Below are 20,892 nucleotides of genomic sequence, written 5' to 3'. Positions count from 1 at the left end.
AGCAAAATTAATCCGCCATGTCTGCCGCTTGTGTGTCGCCAACTTTTAGCGCTTTGAAGGCACTATTTGTCAACCTTTTGAGGGCTGAGCGCAGGTCATCTAAAAATGTGTAAAACAAGGGGACGAGCAGCAGGGTGAGCAGAGTCGAAGAAAGCAGGCCGCCGATCATGGTGAATCCCATAGGTGCATAGGGCTGTCCCAAAACTTTACTGCTTCCCAGAGCCATTGGCAAAAGGCCGCAGACGGTTGTAAATGTCGTCATCATAATGGGGCGAAAGCGATTTGCTCCCGCCTCCATGATTGCAGCGGTTCGATGCATGCCTTCTGCGCGCAGACGATTCACCATATCGACCAGTACAATCGCATTGTTGACGACCACACCTATGAGCACAATTATACCTACCATGGCCAATCCTGCCATAGGCGTTTGGGTCGCAAATAGCGTCCAATAAACGCCCAGAAAGGCAAAGGGGATGGAAAACAAAACAGAAAATGGCAGTATAAAAGATTCGAACAAAACACCCATTAAAAGGAATACGCAGGTCACGGCCATAATCGCGGCGAAATACATGGTATAATCTTCTTCCCGCAGCTTGGAATATCTTTCCCCTTTGTCCCAGGTATAACCGCGCGGCATTTCAAATCCTTCCATTGCGCGGTCAATTTCTCCATACAGTTCTTTGACGTCTTCTTTGGTTGTGAAAGCCCGCACCCGCAACCGCGTTTTGCCATCTTCGCGTCTGATGGTACCGCGTCCCTGATTTACGCGCAGGGTGGCAAAATCCAGCAATGAAACCTGTGTGCCCGTTTCAGACGGAAAAGTCAAACGCTTCAGGCGTTGCAGTGTTTGCTGATTCAATTTTTCCAAATACAAGCGCACCCTGATTTCGTGGTTGTCAGATTGGAGATAGGGCAATTGTACGCCTTGAAGCGCGAAACCAATGCTGCGCCCCACGTCTCGAGCTACGAGTCCAAATTTTTGTGCGCGTTCCCGGTCGATAATGACCTGCACTTCATCATTGGCGCGTTCCAGGTCTGAATCCACGCTTATGACCGATGGGATTTCTCTTAGCCGTCGGTCAACCTCTTGCACCAGATCCGCGAGTACATCGACATCATCCCCATAGAGAGCCAGTGAAACGGCAGAATCACCGCCTTCACCACCGCTCCTGCTTTGTCCCTGTACAGCCACTTTGACACCTACAAATTGGGGGCCGTGCTTTTTCAGGTCTTCGATGACGGTGTTGCGCGGTAAGTGCTGTTGTATGGGAATACCGATCAATGCGCGTACGGATTTATAGGTTGTTTGCCACCAGGCTTCATTGGTCTTTTTCAGAAAGACGTGAATAGAGCCATACGTAGATCTAAACCACACGCGCATGGTTTCAATCCCGTATTTCTCGCGGCGGGTATCTAAAAAATCCTCGACTTCTGCGATTGTGTCGCTGGCATCTCGAATGCTAAAATCCTTTGGAAAACTAAACTCGATGCGAAAATCGTTGAGCATGCTGCCGTCCGAATCGCCGCGTTTGAGTTCGTTCATTGGATAGCTGATGCTTCCGAGCAAGGCAAGGGCGATCAAAAATGCATCGCGCCGGTGGGTGAGTGTCCAGTTCAGCATGCGCGCGTAATAATGGCGCGTGCGCTGAATGATGGCGGGGTCGGATTTGACCTGGGAACTGCCAAAGCGCAATGCTGCCTGCGGAATAAAAATGAGTGCCACAAATAGCGATCCAACAAGTGCGACCACAACTGGTACACCAATGCGCGCGAGAAAAAAGGTCAATTCTACACTGCCGCTCATCAGCATCAGCGGCAAAAATACGACAACGGTTGTGAGCGTTGCCATAGTGATCGCCAATCCGACTTCGCCAGCACCTGCAATGGCCGCTTCTTTGGCGGGCAGCCCTTTGCCGCGCATGCGATAGATATTTTCCAGGATCACAATGGCATTATCGACCACCATTCCCACGCCTACCATCAGGCCCATCATGGTCAGGACATTGAGCGACCAGCCGAGAAAATAAAGTGCCGTAATTGTAATCATCACACACAGGGGAATAGATAGGGTGATAATCGCCGTCATCCGCACGGTCCTTAAAAAGAATAGCAAGACCATCGCGGCAAATAGCCCACCCCAAAGTCCTGTGGTTTCCAAATTGCGAATCGAATCGTTGATGTATTCGCCCTGATTAAAAAACACATTGAAAGCGATCTGATTCTCCATGAGCGGATCGTTTTCAATCTCTTGAAAAGCCGCCACCACGCGCTCGCATACTTCTACAATATTGGCGCCCGATTCTTGATAAATCGCGATCGATACAGCTTCTCGCCCATCAATGCGCTGAAACCAGGACCGTCCGGGGATATCGTAAACTACGTCTGATATATCTCCAAGGCGCACCTCACCCTGGGGGGTGCGGATGAGAATATTTTTGATTTCATCTATACTTTGATATTTGGCGAGTGATCGCACAAAAAATCGCTTGCCGCCTTCGCGCACATGCCCGACCGAAAGCGCGAAGTTGTCCGATCGCAGCGATTGCACCACCGTTCCCAAATCCACTCCCCGGGTCATCAATCGCTCGTGGCTCAGTTCAATCATGACTTCTTTTTCATCCACACCCCAAAAGCTGACTCTGCCCACGCCCTCGACCCGTTCTAAACGCCGTTTCACATGCAGGTTTAAGAACTGATAGGGATCGACAATGGATAGATCCAGAGAGACGCCCGCCCACATAATGGACCAGCTATCTACATTAAACTTATACACATAGACTTGATCGCGTACCTCTTCTGGCAATTCTAATTTGAGACGCTCAAGGCGATCTATCACCTGATTATAAGCCAGGACCATATCTGTATCGGGCTGAAACTCAATGGGCGCATCCACGCCATAAGACGCGCTGTACGTGCGAATTTTCTTTATGCCCTTTACTGCGCGCAACTGTTCTTCCAACGGGCGAGCGATTTGTTGTTCGGCTTCCTGGGGCGAGGCGTTGCGGTGATTGTATTCGATATCCACATACAAAAAAGCCGGTGTAAATCCCGAGGGGAAGAATTTCACCGGTACGCGAAAATAGGCCACAATACCCACCAGGAGCAACGCGACCAGGCACATCGCTACCGTGACGGGGCGATTCACTGAAATGCGCGGTAGTAGGGAAGAATGGCGGTTCATATTTTTTATATAGAAGGGTGTAAGAGTTTATGTCAAATCATTGGACGGATAACACACCAAAAGGCTTCAGGAATTTTGAAAGCACTTGATAAATTGTACGTGCCAGCGTATTCTTATTGGTCGATAATAATCACAAAATGGAAAGGTGACGCTCTATGTCCTATCCTCAAGATGATCCCAATGTACTTTTGTTGTCAGACCTTTTGCGCGTTCCGGCGCCATCGGGCCGCGAAGAACGAATGGCCCGGGTTATTATGGATCGCATTGCCGATTTGGGACATGCGCCGAAACAAGACCATCAGGGCAATGTTTGGGTGGAAGTCCCCGGGCAAAATCCCGATCTGGGACGCATCGCGCTTGCCAGTCACATGGATGAACTCGCTATGGTGATTACCGCGATTAATGCCGATGGTACGTTGCAGGTGCGCCCGAGCGGTGGGTTGTATCCATGGAAACTCGGTGAATGTCCTGTTGAAATCGTTTCAGATGGCGCAGAGACAGTTGCGGCGCATCTCTGTTTTGGTTCTATGCATACGACTGATCCATCGGATCCCAACACGCAATTTGCAACAGGGCAAAGCGGCATTACCTGGCCCTATTGTCATTTACTCACTGGTTTGACACCCGATCAGCTCTCCCGCGCAGGTGTGCGCGTTGGATCGACTGCTGTACCAGTGGCCGGTGTGCGCGGGCCTCATTTTTTTGGGCCACCCGACGATCCGCTCGTTTCCGCGTGGTTATTTGACAACCGGGGCGGGAGTCTCACACTGTTGCGCCTGCTTCAGCGCATTTCAGAAGAAAAGATAAAACCCAATCGCACGACCTGCCTGTGTTTTCTCGTTCAGGAAGAAACCGGATTGATTGGGGCACGCGGTTGGACTGCGCGGAATCCGGTCGAAATTTTTATCGCGGTTGATTCTGCCCCTATGCCCCGGAACCAACAACTTCGGCTCGATGGTCGTCCAGCGGTCTGGTCAAGAGATAGCCAGATGCATTTTGATCAGGGCCTGATTGCCGATCTCGCATCAGCGGCTCAGCGCGCGGGTACAGAGTTGCAATACGCCGTGTACGATCGTGCGGCATCCGATGCCTCGGGCGTTCTTCAGGCGGGCCACGTGCCTCGGGCTGGAACTATTGGGTATCCGAGAGAAAATTCCCACGGTTATGAAGTCTGTCGTCTGAGCGTTTTTGACAATTTGATTGCCGCGTTGTTCTCTTATCTCCAATCTTGAGATTCCCTTTAAGGACGCCAGTATGAATAAAAGCCTTGTGACAAATCTGCTCGCGGTCGGCCTGATCGGTGCAGGTTATGTCAGTCCTGTTTATTCCGACCATTTGCTCGCGGTCGGGCTTTTTGCAACTTCGGGCGCTCTGACCAACTGGTTGGCGGTTCACATGCTTTTTGAGAAGGTGCCGGGACTTTACGGTTCGGGCGTTGTGCCGAGCCGGTTTGAAGAATTTAAGACGGGTATTCACGCTTTGATTATGAATCAGTTCTTTACCGCTGAAAATGTTAAAAAATTTCTCGCCGAACAAAAAATTCCAGATGAATTCGATGCCGACCCCGTTATTGAGGCCGTTGACTGCGACCGCATCTTCAGCCGCCTGATGGAGGCTGTTATGACCTCTCCTTTTGGCAGCATGATCAATATGATCGGCGGTGCGGCGGTATTACAGCCTCTCAGAGATCCGTTTGTCGAAAAAGTTCGGGTAGAAATCCGCCTCTTGCTCTCCTCTCCCAAATTTCTCGATGCCATCCAGAGAGGGTTGAATACCGCGAGTCATACAGATGAAATGATTGATAAGGTTGATGCCATTGTTATGCAGCGTCTAAACGAGTTGACGCCCGAAATGGTTAAGACCATTGTACAGGATATGATTCACAAACATCTGGGCTGGCTGGTCGTTTGGGGTGGCGTTTTTGGCGGTTTTATCGGTTTGGTTACCAGTTTTTTTTATTAGATAATACGATCGCCTATTACCACTTCTCAATAAATTTTTTCACTTCGCCGAGCTTTTCTTTTTGTTCAGATGCCCATGTCCGCAAAGAGGTCGCCATATCTGCATCGGTTGCGCCATCTGCCCATTGTGTTACAAAGGTCAACAATCGCGCTGCATGGGGGCGATTCAGTGCGGCCAATACGCCATACGCTTTTTTCATTTCTTCCACATGTCCCGTGATCAAATACGCTTCTGCGCGATATTCAATGGCTTCTGCGTAGTTTGGATTTAGCGTCAATGCGCGATTGTACGCTGTCATTGCCCCATCCATATCCCCAGTTTTGCGCTTGACGTATCCCAAGCTGCTAAATGCCTGGTAATAGGTCGAGTCCTGCTCGGTCGCTTTCGCAAACTCTCCCAGTGCGCGATTGTACAGGTCCTGGATAAACCGCGCATACGTTTCTCGCTCTTCTCCTTCTGTGAGTGACATTTTTTCTTCATAGACCCAGGCCGCATCCCGGTGGCGCAAGCCTTCTTTGTAGTGGCGGATTGCAGCTTCGTTTTGGCCCTCTTTGGGTTTGCGAGGTGCGGGTTTACTCGGCGCAGATAGGACACTGTTGCTCAGGGTCAAAATCAGAATTAATATCCATTGCATTTTCATGCCAAAATCTCCTTTTTACGATGTTTCGCGATATGTGCAGATTCCCGTATGGCATCTGCAAGTTCGTCTATCTTTTCTCGGTCGTTGTCCGGGTGCATGCCAATGAGTACTGCGCGGCTCAAGATATCCAGCGATTTGGGGCACATGTCCATTGAGTATTCGATATTCAATGCTTTGTTTTGCGGCAGATTAAATGGGTCGAGCGCGGGATGGTGTGCGCCCTGCTTTCGCATAATGGGATCCCATCGCGTGTAAACGTGTCGCCCGGTATCGATGGGCAAAAAAGCGCGTCCTTTCAATTCCGATATCCGTTTGGCAAAGGCGCGTGCATTTTTTTCAGAATCGAAAATAAAGCCGACATGGGTCCCGCATTCGCAATCCAGACTATTGTTTGTAATGGATGTCAGGCCCGCGTCTTCGCCCACTTTTGTCAGGGTTCTTTTGTGGCCGCGCATGCGATCCAGCATTTCGTCGATGCGTTCGAGTTGTGCATTGAGAATGGCGCCTGAGATTTCCGTGGCTCTGAAATTCAATCCAGCAAATTGTTCATCTGGGCGGTGTTCGTCGGGATTCCAGTAATAGGAACAACAATCTGCGGCTACTGATCCGCGCCGAAATATCGATTCATCGGCAGAGATAAACGCGCCGCCTTCGCCGCTGGTCATGTTTTTGAAATAGTTAAAGCTGAATGCCCCGGCATGCCCGATGGACCCGAGTTCGCGCCCTTTGTATCCACCGCCCACGGCCTGGCAGGCATCTTCCAATACTTTTACCCCGCGTTTTTCTGCAATGTCCATCAGCGCGTCCATATTACAGGGCAATCCCCACATATGCACGGGAATGATGGCTTTTGTGTGCGGGGCAATTTTTCGTTCGACATCTTCGGGCGAGAGGGTGATCGATTCATCTACTTCGGCAATGATGGGCATGGCTCCTGCGGCAACAACGGCGAGTGCGGTTGCCATATAGGTACACGATGGCACAATGACCGAATCGCCAGGTCCAACTTTCAGACCAATGAGGGCGCAATAAAGCGATGCCGTGCCACTGGTGGTCATGCGGACCTGCACACCGCCTAATCGCTTTCCCCAATCTGCTTCAAACTGATCGCATTCGCCAGCTTTGCCATAGCGAAAAATTTCACCGCTTTCCAGGAGTTTTTCAACGCGCTTAATTTCGGGTTGTCCGATGCGGTACATAAAAATCTCCTAATCTACGAGTTTAAGCCTTGTCCATTTTCGCACAGAATTGATCATGTAGAGTGTTTCCGCGCGTTTCAGGTCATCTACTTTTAACACTTGCTCTGCAAGTTTTCCCCGTGATAATAATTCGGCGCGAAAGGTGCCGCCCAATAGACCACAGGAAATGGGAGGTGTTACATACAGGTCATCCAATTTTGCGACGAGATTGCCAATGCTGCATTCTGTTGCTTCGCCGCGTTCGTTGATGAGAATGATTTCTTCACAGGTTGGGTACCTGTTCAATCGATAGGTATAGGGATCGCGGCGCGTTGTTTTGTGAAATAAGAGGGGATCGCGGCTGTCAACCGGCAGCGATGAGATACGGGCGGAAAGCGCGCGATTTTGCGATGTATTTTTCAGTGGTGCGATTTCGACCTTTACACAGCCCTCGCGCGATAGGACAAGGCGCACCCGATGTGATGATTCCAGGCCCGATACTGCCTTTTCGAGCGCAGATAGGACGCTTGACCGATCAAAAGCAAATCCAAAATATCGCGCGGATGCTTCTATCCGATCTATATGACGATCTATCAAGAAGAACCCGTTTTTGACTTCGTATCGCAGGGTTTCAAATAAGTCAAAAGCGGGTTGTTGTTTGGCAAGCATGCGCGCTTTGGTCAAACACTCTTCGTATTCGCCATCATTTGAGGAATCGCTGGTTATGCCACTACCCACACCAAATTCTGCAATACCCGTTTTGCGGTCAATGCAGACTGTGCGAATCGCCACATTAAAGGCTATGTCCCCTCCCGGCGATAGGTAGCCAATGCTTCCAGTATAAATTCCCCGCGCAGTTCGCTCTACTTCTTTGATAATTTCCATGGTACGCACTTTGGGCGCGCCGGTCACAGAGCCGCACGGGAAGAGTGCTGTCGCCAGTTCGCGCAATCCCACGCCACAACGCATGCGCGATGTTACGGTTGAGGTCATCTGCAATACGGTTTCATAACGCTCGACCTGCCATAGTGATGGCACTTTCACACTACTTGAAATGCGCCCCAAATCGCTACGCAGCAAATCGACGATCATCACATTTTCTGCTCGGTCTTTCTCGGATTTCTGAAGCTGTTTTGCACGCGCTTCGTCTTCTTTCCACCACCGTCCCCGAAGTGCAGTGCCTTTCATCGGACGCGCGGTTAACGTGTTATTTTTTAATGAAAAAAACAATTCGGGTGAAGCCGATAAGATTTGAAAACGTCCGATATCCAAATACGCCGCATAATCCGTGCGCTGCGCCCGACATAGATCGCGGTAAAGGTCCAGGCTATTGCCCGAAAAATTTGCTCGCAGCCGAAAAGAGTAATTAACCTGATAGGTATCACCGGCAGTGATGAGGTCTCGAATGCGATTCAGGGCGGTATCGTAAGCAGCACGCGAAACAGAGGGGCGCCACGCGCCCAGATCGTAGTGCCCACCATTCGGTGTTCCGACAGGGATATGTTCGCGATGCCGAAACAGGCCGAACCACATGAGCGGAAAATCTCCCGGTACGTGCGTTTTTAAAACGGGATCCAGGCCCGATGCGGCTTCATAAGACAAAAATCCCGCTGCGTGTAATCCCGAATGGACTGCCCGTTCAATGCGTTCGAGTGCGGGACCAACATCTTTGGGGTGCGAAACGCAAATGATATCGCGCAGGTCGCAAAAACGAAAACTCGCACCTTTGCGATGCGATTCAAATAAAACGATGGGTTCTGACATACGCGATTACGCGACGGCTTTGGGAACCACTGCGCCTTTGCCAAAGACCCGGGTGAAGGTGTTGCCGCGCAATGAGCGCGTGTCACCGTGCATATAACACACGCTGAATGCGCGTCGCGCAATATCTGTGGTGTTTACGCCCGAACTGTGCAGCATCCAGTTGTGGAGCAAAACCGAGTCGCCGGCTTCTAATATTAAATCTATTGGCTCGTATTGAGATACAATGGTCTCGATGTGTTCTTCGGTCAAAAATCCGGAGCCTTGCTCGGGATTTATCAGCCTGTGATGCGATTCCGGAATAATTTTCACACAGCCGTTCTCAACTGATGTGGGATCCAGAGCCGTCCATATCGTGATTTGGGGATCGAGGGTTAGATCGGTCCAGCGGTCCTGATGCCATATCAGCGGGGTGCCGTCGTGTGCGGGTTTGTTCATAAACATCGCTCGAAAACAATCTACAGGCGTATTTTTGCCATAGATGTGTTCGCAGATTTCTCGGAATTGTGGTTTTTGCAAAAACGAGAGAAAGAGGGGATCCAATTCCAAATTTTGAATTTTGCGATACCCGAGTGTCGCGTATTTATGTCCTTTGCTCTGTGGGCCGGGTTTTCCATTGTTCTCGGGGTCGGAATCCAGTTGCATCATCACATGGTCGTAGTCGATGGACGCCGTGCCCAGCATGATCTCATCAATTCGCTGCTGTAATGCCTCCAGTTCCCCATCGTCCATTACATTGCCGAGATGAAGATACCCCTGCGCTTCATAAGTTGCCCACTGTGCTTCAGAAATATGCTGACCCATTTAGATAACTCCTTCCCTAAAGTCCTGTAAAAAAATAAAAACGCGCGGAAGCGAGCACCCGCACTACACGCACGCGATCTGCGCGATTGCCTTCAATGGCTTTGTAGCCGCTAATAACAGCGGCAAAATCGAGAGTTACAGCCTTTTCCAATTCGGTGCCCAAACCGAGTGTCCACGCGTCTCGGTCTGTCTCAATTTGTATTTCTGGGACACTGCCGCCCCCCACATAGCGAACCGGGTCGCGGTAGTAACCGCCTCTGAACGCGATGTCCCAATGAGAAATGACATATTCACATCCCAAATGCAGCCGCGCTGCGCTGCGATATTGCCGCCGGAAGTCATCGACATTGGGTGCAATATTGAGCGGCAAAATCTCGTAAGTTACTTCTTGCACGTCGCCGTAATGCACGTCGCCGCTCACCGTCAATCCGCCCGCCGCCCATCCAATTCCCATCCCAAAAGTCAGGGGTTGACGAATTTCATATGCGTCCGAGAAAGATTCGCGTGGATAGGTATCTGTGCGGTCTTCAAACTCGTCTTCAAATTCATCTGCGAGCTCAGCGGATACGCGCAAAGGCGTGGTCGCTGTTGCCACAATGCCAAATTGGAAACCCGTGGGATGCCAATACCGAATGCCACCCTGGATACCCCAGGCAGAATAGCGTTCCTCAGATTCAAAACGCTGGAAGATGCGTACTGTGTCGGCGTGTACTCGCTGCACATCTTCAAGGGTCAATTCCTGTAAAAAGCGATTGGTTCCTCCCCAGCGAAACAGCGAGATCCCCGCCGACAATCGCGGCATCAGATCAATTGCAGCCCCCAATGTCCACGCGCCGAGAGCACCTTTGTCTTCTGCAAATCCCGCTTTATCAAAATTGGCGATGGTATCATACGCATCGATCTGTAATCCTCCGTCAAAATTTTGATTGCGCCCAAAACCTCCGGCAAAGACCAGACTCCCGCGATACACGGGGACGGGATAAACAAATCCCAGAGATGCAATGCGCGTACTGCGCAATTCGAGTGTTGAAGAGCGGTCAAAAAACTGCGATATGTTGCGAAAGCGGTCGTGCGAAACGCCCCAGTTTACGGTTCCGCGCTCGATCTGCGCCAGCCCCGCGGGGTTCCAGAACAAGCCAGAAAAATCATCGGATACGGAAATGTAAGCACCGCCCATGCCCATGGCGCGGGCACCAATGCCAGAAAAGCTATCGAGAGCGACTTCTTGTGCGGGAATGGATACCGCGAAGACGCAAATCACAAATGTCGGGATACAGAGATGTTTTGCCATTATCTCATCCCCCCTCTGCGGCGCTGCGTTGAGCGTTTCTCTTCGCGCTTTTCAGACTTTTCTTCTTTTTTTGATTTTTCTGATGATTGTGTTTTTGTGCTGCGCGAGTTCTCCGTTTGCTGTGTGCGTTTCGTTTTTGTGCTGCGCGAGTTCTCCGGCTGTGCTGCAGGTGTGCTTTCTGTTGTGGTGTTGCCCGACCGAATTGTGCTGGCCGATGCGGGTGCGCCACGCAGGCCTGTGTACCTGATACGGGGGCGTGGATTGACTTGCTCGCGTTCTATCTGAGGTCTTACTACTGGCGCTGGCGCATATACAATATGAGGTACCAAAATCCTCGGCGACCATCCTCGCCACCACGGGTCGTACACGCTTGCCCAACTCGAATATTTCCAGATGAGGCGGTGCCGGTTCCATTGCGGGTATCGCCGATATGGACGGTATGGTTCGTAAAATGGGAAAGGAGATGGATTGCAATAATTGTAGTAGTAATATTCAAATCGCTGTACAGAATTCTCAGAAGGTTTGACAGGGGATTCGGCGCGTTGTTCACGATGAACGCGCGGTGCCCGAAGTTGCGTATAACACCCGGAAAAAGCGATGAGACAGGTCAGTATAAAGCAGATGCGCGATGCCATGGCCAACCTCCAGAGTGAGACGTGAAAGGATCACACCAGTCCCCGGCCCTTTATTTCTAAAAAATAGGACAATTTTACAGTTTACACAATGCCTAACAACTGAATCAGGTTTTGGCCCGAAATCAACTGCACGCCTGCGATAAGTAAAATTGAATAGACGATTAGATTAAACCAGTGGTCTGTGAATCGCTTGTTTAAGAAAATGCCCAATCTCACACCCGCGTAGCTCAATGGGGATAGGATTGCGATTGTGACGAGATGTTCGACCCGCAAAATATCCAATCCCAAATAGGGAATTAATTTCATCTGATTGATTGCGGCAAAAAGAATTACGGTCGTTCCCACAAAGAGGTCGCGGGGCAATTGCTGGGGTAGCAAATAGATGGTTGTGGGGGGACCGCCAGCATGAGCGATGGTTGACGTAAAGCCCGCAACTGCGCCCATGAAAACGCCTTCTGCACTGTGGGGATGTCGTTTTGTCAGTGCGCCCGTGATCACTGCACGCAAAGCCTGGAATACCACAAAGAACAAACTCAAAATTCCCAAACCGAGTTGTAATACGCGCTCATTCGCGCTGAAATATCCAAAGAATAATGCGCCTATACCGATCCCGATTGCAGCACCGGGCAAGAGCAATTTTACACTGCGCCGATGAAAATGCTTGCGGTAGTGTGCAACGGCAAATACATCGCAAACCATTAAGAGTGGCAACAAAATCGCCGCCGAGTCTGCCACGGGAATGACAAGTGCCATGAGTGGTGTCGCCAAAATGCCAACGCCTCCGCCAAATCCGGCTTTGGCTATACCGACAAAAATCACAGAGATGACAGCCAGAATCCAGAAAATCGTCGGATAATCGGGTAACACAATATCTCCTATTTTATGTAGAACCGGGAACTATAAGTAAATGGGAAACGTCCCAAAATGTAATCAATTCAGATTGACAGCTTCAACGGCCAAATGTATCATAAGTACCCTTCGAAAAGGAAATATTATGAAATATACCGCGATTGCATTATCTCTCACACTAATTTTGGCATCTTCATTGCTCGATGCCCAGGAAACAAAATCTGCTGATTTTGATGGCAATGGCACAGTCGATTTTACTGACTTCCTGACGTTTGCTCAGGGTTTTGGCAAGTCCGCAGGTCAGGTTGATTTTGATGAAAAACTCGATCTCGACGGCAATGGCACAATCGATTTTTCGGATTTTCTGCTTTTTGTCAATGCTTTCGGCGGGTCTTCAAGTCCGACGCCTCCACCTCCACCTGCAGAACCAGCGCCCCGGTTTCTTTATGTTAGCGATTTAATTGGCAATATTCAGGTTCTTGACCTCTCGACCAATTTGCTCAATCCCAGCCGAACGATTCCCGTTTCTTTTCCGCGGGGTATTGCGTTTTCCAATATCAACAAGCAGCTTTATGTGGCAGCTATCGATACCTTCCACGCATTTACTGAAGATGGATTCCCCGTGTTTCAACTCTCACTCGAAATGCCAGTCGCGCCCGGCGGAGGATTTACGAGTCGGGGCGGGTTTCGCATTGTGCTTTCCCCCAATCATCAATTTGCATACATGACCGAAGAATCCGGTGCGACAGTCGAAGTTTTTGATGTGCTTGCAGGTCAATCTCTGGATATCATCGATGTTCCGCCCACGCCCAGTGGTATTGCTATCTCACCCGATGGCGCACGCCTCTTTGTTGGGCACGGTCTTGCTACAACTGCCGTGTCTGTTATTGACACGGGTATTCCAGCGCTGATTGACAGTATCTCTGTGGGCCAGACCGTCAGTCGATTGGCTGTCTCGCCCGATGGACAAAGCCTTTATCTCAATAATATCCGCGGGGGCCGCGTGCTCAAAGTCAATACCAGCACCAGAGCAATTGCCGATAGCCTCACGCTCGGTCAGGCCAATGATCGGGGTATTGAAGTCCGCGATATCGCGCTTTCCGCGGATGGCACGCGCCTTGTCGCATCTCTCAGTCGATTCTTTTTGGGATTTGATGCGTTGGGCAATCCCGTGCCCGCGTTCTGGGGAGGTATTGCGGTTATTGATACACAAACTTGGGAGCAAACAGCCGAAATTTTTGTCGGTGAAAGTGTGGCAAATATCGGCCTTACACCCGATGGTAAGACGGTCTATGTCACCGGTGTTGAAAGACTCGACGCTTTTGCTACAACGGGCAATTTGCAGGTCTTTATCGTCGATCTCGAGAATAATAGAACCCTGGGTGCTATCCGCGGCTTTAGCTTGCCAGTTGCTTTTTCCTTTGGCGCATCCAAACTCGCGATTCCCAGGTTGCAAAGTCCAGAACTGATTATTTTTTAAAAGGAGGTACGATGCCTTTCATTAATGTTAAAATGCTCGAAGGCCGCACGCACGAGCAAAAACGCGAACTCGCCAGAGCTATTACCGATGCGATGGTCAATATTTGCGATGCCAAAGCAGATGGCACGATGGTTGTTATCGAAGATATTCCCCGCGATCACTGGGCGCGAGGCGGCACGCTTTTGTCGGAACAATGAGGGCAATAGCGGCGTGCAGTTCGCGCCTTCGCGCATAGACTTGACAGGATTTTGCACACTGCATATATTGGCGGTGTGCATTGTCATTTAACCTGCTGCCGGAACGCGCCGGTTGCGTTGAGAAAGGAAGATTCCCATGACATTTAAACGCGGACTTATTGTTGCCCTTGCACTGGCCTTTGCTGCGACGCCATTGTTCGTACAGACCGCAGAGGCAAAAGTGACCAAAGGGCAGGCTTCTGTAGCCAAACGCTCGGGCAAATTGTATATCAACCAGCGCCAATACGACAAGGCGATGGAGCAGTATTTGATCGCGGCGGAAGGACGCCCCGACGATTCCGAGGTCCAGTATTATTTGGGCTGGCTCTACAGCCAGAAAGAGCTTTTTGAAGAGATGAATGAGCACTATAATCTGGCAACGGACAGAAAGTGGAAAAGGAAAGTCGATGCCGATCGCAAAGAGCTCTGGACGCGGTATTACAACATGGCCGTCAAGGGGATGAATGCCCAGAGGTTCGATTTTGCCATGGAGCAATTCGATCTCGCTATTACCATTAACCCCAATGAAGCCGATGCTTATGAAGGGCTGGCTATTACGCATCTCAATTCGGGCAATTCAGAAGCGGGTATTGAGATGTATCAAAAAGCGATTGAACTCAACCCCAAAAAAGCGCAGTCCTTTTTCAATCTGGGCGGCGCGCTTATGAATGTCGAACGGATTGAAGAAGCACTTGAGATGTTCAAAAAGGGCCATGAGATTGATCCCGAAGAAATCAATATTTTGGAGCACATGTCGATTGCCCAATATCGACTGGGCGACAAAGAAGGCGCGGCGGAATCAGCGGAGAAAGCACTGGCTATTGCCGGTGATGATCCAAAAATTTTAAATATTGCCGCAACCATTTATTTGCAGGCTGAGAACTACGAAAAGTCCGCTGAGATTCTCGAAAAAGTGGTTGAGATACAACCCGATAATATGGACGCGCTGTTCAATCTCGCTATTGCGTATAAGCAACTCGACAAGGGCGATAAGGCACTCGATCTGTTTGCAAAAAGCGTTGAAGCAAATCCGACTGACGCCGATGCGTGGTACCAGCTTGGTCTGCTCGCAGACAAAATAGATTCGTTTGACAGGGCGATTGACGCTTTTACAAAAGTGACCGAGTTGCAGGCGAGTAATGCCAGAGCATGGGCGGCGTTGTCTCGCGTTTATGCGCGCAAATCAGAAGTATCGGAAGGCGAAGTTGCCGCAGAATGCGTGAAAAAAGCAACCGAAGCATTTCAGATGTACGAAGCGCTTCAGAGTCAGAATCAGGAGTAGATGATCCGTTGCGTTTCGTTCTAACCACAGTGGGTATTTAGATCAACAATTCAACTATCAAAACCCCGTACAAAAGTGCGGGGTTTTCTCCATCCATTCACCAGAAAGAGGAGTATCGATGTACCTGACAGATGAAAAGGTTGCCGTAATGGGCGCAGCAGGCGCCATTGGTTCCAACCTTGCGCAAACGCTCCTGTCTTCGGGCACGGCGTCTCGCGTATCTATGTACGATCCTTTTGCGCCCGGGCTTGAAGGCGCGGCCGAGGAGGTTTATCACTGCAGTTTTCCCAATGCCGATGTGACGTGGACAACCGATGCTGCCGAAGCACTTGAAGGCGCTTCTTATGTTATCAGTTCGGGAGGCGCGCCGCGCAAAGAGGGCATGACCCGCGAAGACTTGCGGCGCGATAATGCAGAAATTGCCAAACAACTCGGCCTTGATATCAAACAGTATTGTTCCAACTGTAAGTTTGTCATCATTATTTTTAATCCCGCTGATATTACGGGGCTGACTACGCTGGTACATTCGGGACTCGAACCTGGGCGCGTGACTACGCTCGCCGCGCTCGATAGCACGCGCTTGCAAACCCGACTGGCACAACATTTCGATATTTTGCAAAGCAAAGTCACGGGTTGCCGAACGTACGGGGGGCACGGCGAACAGATGGCCGTGTTTATCGGCGGTATTCAGATTGACGGCACGCCCTTGACCGATATTCTCAATGGAGAGACCGTCAATGGCGTTGGCATGAGTGCCGATGAATGGGCAGGTGTTCAAGAACATGTGCGTGGGGGAGGTGCTCGCATTATTGATCTGCGCGGGCGTTCTTCGTTTCAATCGCCAGCACAACAAAGCGTTTTTATGCTGCGCGGTGTTCTGGCGGGCGAGTCCTATGATTGGCCCTGCGGTGCATATCTCAATGATGGAAAATTTGATCATATTATGATGGCTATGCCTGTGACCCTGTCTGCTTCGGGGGTGAGTTGGTCCATGCCCGAAGGCACCGAAGACGATATCAATGCCCTGCGCGAATCCTACGCCCATCTGACCGCGTTGCGAGACCAGACTATTGACGACGGTATCTTGCCTCCGCTTTCTGAGTGGGGCGGTAGTAATGTTCATATTGGGTGAGAAAGTTAGAAGGTCCATTATGCCCTATTCTCCTATTGGTCAATCTATACAGGCGCTCGATACGCCCGCGCTGCTCATTGATCTGGATAAGATGGAAAATAATATCCAGAAGATGGCGGCTCGATGTCGAGACAGCGGGTTGCACTGGCGTCCCCACGCCAAGGGTCATAAAACCCCCGCTATTGCCCACAAACAATTGCGCGTGGGTGCTATTGGCATTACCTGTGCCAAACTCGGTGAAGCCGAAGTGTTGGCAGATGCCGGAATTTCGGACATACTTATCGCCAATCAAGTTGTTGGGCGAGAAAAAGTCGCGCGGCTGGTCAACCTGCGCCGCCGTGCAGATGTTATGGTGGCGGTTGACGATCCCGTTCATATCCGCGCGATAAGTGACGCGGCCACAGATGTTGAGGTTGATGTGCGCGTGCTTGTTGAAGTAGATGTTGGTATGAAACGCTGTGGCGTGCCGCCGGGTGCTCCAACCCTCGCGCTGGCACAGGAGGCTGATGCCGCGCCCGGTGTGGTTTTTGCGGGGATTATGGGTTATGAGGGGCACGCGATGTCTCTGGATGATGCCGCCAAAGAAGCCGCATGCAGGAAGGCTGTGGGAGAATTGTCAAAGACGCGGAATCTCATCGAGGATGCTGGGTTGCGCGTAGGTATTGTCAGTGCGGGCGGCACGGGTACTCTGGCGTTTACTCCCGATTTTCCCGGCATTACCGAGATACAGGCTGGTGGGGGCATTTTTATGGATACTTATTATCGCGATGGACTCCATGTTCGCGGTCTGGAACACGCGCTTTCCGTGCTGACCACGGTTATCAGTCGCGCGGCTCCCGACCGCGCAGTTGCCGATGCCGGTCGCAAGACAACGAGTAGCCATCCTTCATTGCCCGAGGTCAAAGATCGAACAGATGTCGTTGTAACGGGCCTGGCGGCAGAACACGCTTTGCTCAGCCTGACGAATAGCGATCTCAAAATTGGCGATAAAATTCAATTTATTTCCGGATATTCCGACATGACCGTGTTTTTGCACGATCAGATCTACGGCACGCGCAATGACCGCGTCGAAGTCGTGTGGGATATTCTCGCGCGCGGCAAAAAACAATGATCCGCTTTTTGCCTCTTTTTTTTTCTGCTTTCCTGTGGTCTTCAATTTTATCTGCCCAGACAGATTCTACATCTGTTCTCGACGCGCAGTGTCGCGATGCCGATACGGGTGCAAGCCTGCCTTATGTCACTGTTGTTATCCGCCGATCGGGCGAATTTCCCCGCGTTTATATTACTGACCTGCATGGGCGTATTGAGATAGAAGGACTCGCGTCGGGGATCGCACACGTCCAGGCGCGTCGCCAGGGGTATGCCCCGTCAGATACGACTCTCGTGCTTTCGCGCGGTTTGATCTCCACGCTGGAACTTTCACTTTTATCCATCCCTATACTCCTGCGCGAGGAAACAACAGTGCAGGAGCACTCTGCGACCGATCTGATCCGCCTTCTGATCGCGAATACCCGCTTTGAATATCTCCACACTGGTTACTCAAATATGGCTACGTACGCTTTTGATGCGTACAGCAGCCAGAAGGTGATCAACCGCAGAACAGAAGAAGTCGTTGCGGGTATTGAATACACAATTAAAGGCTATTACCAATCTCCCGATAGTCTCGCGCAGCATATTACTGGCATACGCAATTGGGGCAGGTGGCGGTTGAGTGTTTCTCCGGGGCTTACGCAAAGCCCTGCGCGGGGTATTGTAGATGATAAGTCCTTTGAAATTGCGCCGCATCCCCTGTCACCCGATGCGCTTGAACACTACCACTATGAACGCATTTCCACAGTGCAGGTAGGCGATCTCCACGTTTCGCGCATTGGTGTGTCGCCGCGGCACGGGCAAAAGCCGGGTTTGCTCGGCGATATATGGATCGCTCGCGATGATTTTTCGCTTGTGGGCTATGACCTGCGTCTCAATTTTCCCGCGCTCTTGCAATTGCGCGGCATAGATCACTGGCAGGTTTATCAGCAAAATACGCGATATCTCAACGAGTACTGGTTGCCCGAGCGTCAAATTTGTACGATTATGACACGCGATTATACCGCGCAAGCGACCACGCGTTGCTTGCGCTATGATCTCAATACGGATTTGCCTCCCGCAATTTTTGAAGCGCCGGAAATTGTGATTCTGCCGGAGGCAACCACGCGAGATAGCACTTTTTGGGCTGCACATACAGCAGATCGAGATACGGCACATATCCGCATGAAGAGCGAACTCCTGCAAGGCAATCTACCCGCGGCATGGCAAAAGCTCGGTTTGGGTAGCAATCAGTAGCCGATCATCCTGAACATCCTTCCATCTTGAACATCCTGATCCAGATGCCTATTCTCTTTTCAAATGTGCATTTTTCCCGCGATGTGCGTCTCTATTTAATGGCTAATGCGCTGTTTGGTTTTGTCCTCTTTGGTGGTATTTATCCCCTTTTGTACAATCTCTATTTGTTGCGCCTGGGGTATAATACCGAATTTGTGGGGTTGGCCAATGCCACGGGGGCACTTTGTTTTGCCCTGTCCAGTTTGCCCAGTGGGATGCTGGGTGGGCGCTGGGGCAGTCGGTTTACAATGGTTGTTGGGATTTGTGTGTCTGTGGCGGGTTTTGGATTGCTTTCACAGGCGGAGTTGCTTTCTTCCGGCACGCGCGATTATTTTATTTTAATATCTTATTCGCTCGGCGTGATGGGTATTGCGCTGTTTATTGTGAATGGTACGCCTTATTTGATGGGTATTACGAGTCAGGTTGAGCGCGATCCGGTGTTTGCCGTGCAGGCCGCGCTGATGCCGTTTTCGGGATTTGTCGGGAGTATGTTGGGGGGCGTTGTTCCGGATTATTTGGCAGGTGTGCTCGATGTTTCACTCGCACAGCCAGTTGTTTACCGCTATACGCTGTTTATTGGGGTGCTCTGTCTGATTCCAGCGGTTTTCGCGCTGCTCGCCACGCAGGATGTTCAGGTTGAACGCAAGCGGGAAGAGGGAGATAATGGTGATGTGTCCAGTGTGCCTGCGCTTCCACTTGCGGCTATTGTTATTACCTCGCTGATTTCCGTTCTCCACGTTGCTGGCGAAGCGGCTGCGCGCACATTTTTTAATGTTTATATGGATGAAGGGCTCAATATCAGTCTTTCTCTTATCAGTGTGCAACTCGCCGCGGGCCAGTTGCTCGCTGTTCCGGCTGCGTTGTCTCTTCCGTTTTTTTCTGCGCGTTTGGGCATTCGTCGGACGGTGGTTCTGGTAACGGTTTTTACAGCTGTTTTTCTTTTTTTTATGGCGCTGGTTTCAAATTGGATTGTTGCGGGGGGTTGTCTGGTGGGAATTATGGCGATGGCTTCGCTTCGCCGCTCGGCTTTTGCCATTTTTCACCAGGAATTGGTGCCCGTGCGCTGGCGTACAGCTATGTCGGGTGCGACTGCTATGATGTCGGGGGTGGGCTATTCGGCAATGGCTCTGGGCGGTGGGTATATGATCCCGGTTGCGGGGTATTCGAGTCTTTTTTTGACCGGGGCTGTGCTTACGGGGGTAGGGGCACTTCTGTTTTGGATTTGTTTTCAGAGGGATAAAGCTGATTACTGACACAGGGGGTTGATATGAATACGGAGAGACCCAATATCCTTTTTTTGCTTACCGATATGCAGCGCTACGATGCGCTGGGATTCAATGGCAATGCGGTGTGCAAGACGCCAGCGATTGATCGCATTGCCAGAGAGGGCATGCGTTTTTGCCGGGCTTATACGCCCATTGCCCTTTGCTCTCCCGCGCGCGGGTCGTTGCTTACCGGGATGTTTCCGCACAATCACGGGCAGATGTCGAATATGGGCAATTTTAATCGGGCTTTTGATTTGAATATTCTGGATAAGCCCGCCTATCCTCAGATTTTATCTGATGCAGGTTATAATGTCGGTTATGTGGGCAAGTGGCATTTGCCCAGGGAGGGTGATAGCGAGTTTTGGGGGTTTGACCCGTGGCATACGACGCGTGATTGGAACCAGAGTGTGCGCGATGCGGGTTTTGATTGGGGATATGCACAGGAGGTTCAGCGCATGGAATGGGGAGGTGACGCGCCGTTTTGCGGTCGGTCGCAGTTGCCCGCCGAGTATATGCAGGAGCACTGGACTGCCGATAGGACGATTGATCTGATTGAGGGATTTTGTGAGGTCGATAAACCCTTTATGATTTGTAGCAGTTTTTTTGGTCCACATTTTCCCTATTGTGTCCCAGAACCCTATGATGAGATGTACGATCCCGATACTGTGGCGCGCTGGATCAATTTCGACGAGCAGTTTGTCGATAAACCGAGTGTTCAGCAAAAGGAGATGCTCAGGTGGAATGCCAGTCATTTGACTTGGCACGATTGGCAGAAGGTGATCGCGACCTATTGGGGATACTGTACGTTTATCGATGATCAGGTGCAGCGCGT

At 50.8% G+C, this 20,892-nt stretch carries 18 protein-coding genes; 10 read left to right on the top strand and 8 right to left on the bottom strand.

Translation table 11 applies throughout. The annotated features are described in order from the left end of the window. Positions 1–7 precede the first annotated feature (7 nt). Positions 8–3,145: an efflux RND transporter permease subunit gene (locus OXG87_06720; protein ID MCY3869234.1), complete on the bottom strand. Its 3,138-nt coding sequence runs from the start codon at positions 3,143–3,145 to the stop codon at positions 8–10. 191 nt (positions 3,146–3,336) lie between these two features. On the opposite strand from OXG87_06720, the gene OXG87_06715 reads away from it, so the two are divergent. After that, the gene (locus OXG87_06715; protein ID MCY3869233.1) at positions 3,337–4,413 is read left to right on the top strand and encodes a M20/M25/M40 family metallo-hydrolase; all 1,077 of its coding nucleotides are present in this window, start codon (positions 3,337–3,339) and stop codon (positions 4,411–4,413) included. A 22-nt stretch (positions 4,414–4,435) separates the two neighbouring features. Further along, positions 4,436–5,143 carry a DUF445 domain-containing protein gene (locus OXG87_06710; GenBank protein MCY3869232.1) on the top strand — a complete coding sequence of 236 codons (708 nt, stop codon included), beginning with the start codon at positions 4,436–4,438 and terminating at the stop codon, positions 5,141–5,143. 16 nt (positions 5,144–5,159) lie between these two features. Here the strand turns inward: OXG87_06710 and OXG87_06705 are convergent, their stop codons facing one another. The 7 genes from OXG87_06705 to OXG87_06675 form a co-directional block, all read right to left on the bottom strand. Further along, positions 5,160–5,783, bottom strand: a complete 624-nt coding sequence (locus OXG87_06705; protein MCY3869231.1) for a tetratricopeptide repeat protein — start codon at positions 5,781–5,783, stop codon at positions 5,160–5,162. Further along, positions 5,780–6,982 carry a DegT/DnrJ/EryC1/StrS family aminotransferase gene (locus tag OXG87_06700; GenBank protein ID MCY3869230.1) on the bottom strand — a complete coding sequence of 401 codons (1,203 nt, stop codon included), beginning with the start codon at positions 6,980–6,982 and terminating at the stop codon, positions 5,780–5,782. Before OXG87_06700 ends, OXG87_06705 begins: the two co-directional genes overlap by 4 nt. Positions 6,983–6,991: 9 nt before the next feature. After that, complete coding sequence (pabB, locus tag OXG87_06695) at positions 6,992–8,725, bottom strand: aminodeoxychorismate synthase component I (GenBank protein ID MCY3869229.1); 1,734 nt, start codon at positions 8,723–8,725, stop codon at positions 6,992–6,994. Positions 8,726–8,731: 6 nt separating this feature from the next. Continuing rightward, entirely contained in the window at positions 8,732–9,526 is a 795-nt protein-coding gene (locus OXG87_06690; protein ID MCY3869228.1) for a phytanoyl-CoA dioxygenase family protein, read from the bottom strand. A 16-nt stretch (positions 9,527–9,542) separates the two neighbouring features. After that, entirely contained in the window at positions 9,543–10,817 is a 1,275-nt protein-coding gene (locus OXG87_06685) for a hypothetical protein (GenBank protein MCY3869227.1), read from the bottom strand. Next, complete coding sequence (locus OXG87_06680; protein ID MCY3869226.1) at positions 10,817–11,452, bottom strand: hypothetical protein; 636 nt, start codon at positions 11,450–11,452, stop codon at positions 10,817–10,819. Before OXG87_06680 ends, OXG87_06685 begins: the two co-directional genes overlap by 1 nt. A gap of 81 nt (positions 11,453–11,533) precedes the next feature. After that, positions 11,534–12,319 carry a sulfite exporter TauE/SafE family protein gene (locus OXG87_06675; GenBank protein MCY3869225.1) on the bottom strand — a complete coding sequence of 262 codons (786 nt, stop codon included), beginning with the start codon at positions 12,317–12,319 and terminating at the stop codon, positions 11,534–11,536. A gap of 127 nt (positions 12,320–12,446) precedes the next feature. On the opposite strand from OXG87_06675, the gene OXG87_06670 reads away from it, so the two are divergent. The 8 genes from OXG87_06670 to OXG87_06635 form a co-directional block, all read left to right on the top strand. Further along, positions 12,447–13,781: a hypothetical protein gene (locus tag OXG87_06670; protein ID MCY3869224.1), complete on the top strand. Its 1,335-nt coding sequence runs from the start codon at positions 12,447–12,449 to the stop codon at positions 13,779–13,781. 11 nt (positions 13,782–13,792) lie between these two features. Beyond that, entirely contained in the window at positions 13,793–13,978 is a 186-nt protein-coding gene (locus OXG87_06665) for a 4-oxalocrotonate tautomerase family protein (GenBank protein ID MCY3869223.1), read from the top strand. A gap of 136 nt (positions 13,979–14,114) precedes the next feature. After that, on the top strand, positions 14,115–15,299 hold the full coding sequence (locus OXG87_06660) for a tetratricopeptide repeat protein (GenBank protein ID MCY3869222.1): 1,185 nt from the start codon (positions 14,115–14,117) through the stop codon (positions 15,297–15,299). Positions 15,300–15,417: 118 nt separating this feature from the next. After that, positions 15,418–16,431, top strand: a complete 1,014-nt coding sequence (locus OXG87_06655) for a malate dehydrogenase (protein MCY3869221.1) — start codon at positions 15,418–15,420, stop codon at positions 16,429–16,431. Positions 16,432–16,450: 19 nt separating this feature from the next. Beyond that, positions 16,451–17,542, top strand: a complete 1,092-nt coding sequence (locus OXG87_06650; protein ID MCY3869220.1) for a DSD1 family PLP-dependent enzyme — start codon at positions 16,451–16,453, stop codon at positions 17,540–17,542. An 8-nt stretch (positions 17,543–17,550) separates the two neighbouring features. Continuing rightward, positions 17,551–18,756 (top strand): DUF5686 family protein, encoded by a 1,206-nt coding sequence (locus tag OXG87_06645; GenBank protein ID MCY3869219.1) that lies wholly within the window; start codon positions 17,551–17,553, stop codon positions 18,754–18,756. 44 nt (positions 18,757–18,800) lie between these two features. Next, positions 18,801–20,048, top strand: a complete 1,248-nt coding sequence (locus OXG87_06640; GenBank protein MCY3869218.1) for an MFS transporter — start codon at positions 18,801–18,803, stop codon at positions 20,046–20,048. Positions 20,049–20,062: 14 nt separating this feature from the next. Continuing rightward, positions 20,063–20,892 (top strand): sulfatase-like hydrolase/transferase (locus tag OXG87_06635; protein ID MCY3869217.1); only part of this gene is annotated, 830 nt, incomplete at its 3' end.

It is taken from the genome of Gemmatimonadota bacterium (assembly GCA_026706845.1).
Classification (GTDB): Bacteria; Latescibacterota; UBA2968; order UBA2968; family UBA2968; genus VXRD01.
This window is presented reverse-complemented; position numbering and strand designations above follow the sequence as displayed.

Excerpts from the sequence above, each read along its gene's own strand:
- OXG87_06700 (MCY3869230.1), bottom strand. The coding sequence starts at position 6,982 with ATGTACCGCATCGGACAACCCGAAATTAAGCGCGTTGAAAAACTCCTG.
- OXG87_06650 (MCY3869220.1), top strand. The coding sequence starts at position 16,451 with ATGCCCTATTCTCCTATTGGTCAATCTATACAGGCGCTCGATACGCCC.
- OXG87_06705 (MCY3869231.1), bottom strand. The coding sequence starts at position 5,783 with ATGAAAATGCAATGGATATTAATTCTGATTTTGACCCTGAGCAACAGT.
- OXG87_06710 (MCY3869232.1), top strand. The coding sequence starts at position 4,436 with ATGAATAAAAGCCTTGTGACAAATCTGCTCGCGGTCGGCCTGATCGGT.
- OXG87_06640 (MCY3869218.1), top strand. The coding sequence starts at position 18,801 with ATGCCTATTCTCTTTTCAAATGTGCATTTTTCCCGCGATGTGCGTCTC.
- OXG87_06680 (MCY3869226.1), bottom strand. The coding sequence starts at position 11,452 with ATGGCATCGCGCATCTGCTTTATACTGACCTGTCTCATCGCTTTTTCC.
- OXG87_06665 (MCY3869223.1), top strand. The coding sequence starts at position 13,793 with ATGCCTTTCATTAATGTTAAAATGCTCGAAGGCCGCACGCACGAGCAA.
- OXG87_06690 (MCY3869228.1), bottom strand. The coding sequence starts at position 9,526 with ATGGGTCAGCATATTTCTGAAGCACAGTGGGCAACTTATGAAGCGCAG.
- OXG87_06715 (MCY3869233.1), top strand. The coding sequence starts at position 3,337 with ATGTCCTATCCTCAAGATGATCCCAATGTACTTTTGTTGTCAGACCTT.
- OXG87_06670 (MCY3869224.1), top strand. The coding sequence starts at position 12,447 with ATGAAATATACCGCGATTGCATTATCTCTCACACTAATTTTGGCATCT.
- OXG87_06685 (MCY3869227.1), bottom strand. The coding sequence starts at position 10,817 with ATGGCAAAACATCTCTGTATCCCGACATTTGTGATTTGCGTCTTCGCG.
- pabB (MCY3869229.1), bottom strand. The coding sequence starts at position 8,725 with ATGTCAGAACCCATCGTTTTATTTGAATCGCATCGCAAAGGTGCGAGT.
- OXG87_06655 (MCY3869221.1), top strand. The coding sequence starts at position 15,418 with ATGTACCTGACAGATGAAAAGGTTGCCGTAATGGGCGCAGCAGGCGCC.
- OXG87_06660 (MCY3869222.1), top strand. The coding sequence starts at position 14,115 with ATGACATTTAAACGCGGACTTATTGTTGCCCTTGCACTGGCCTTTGCT.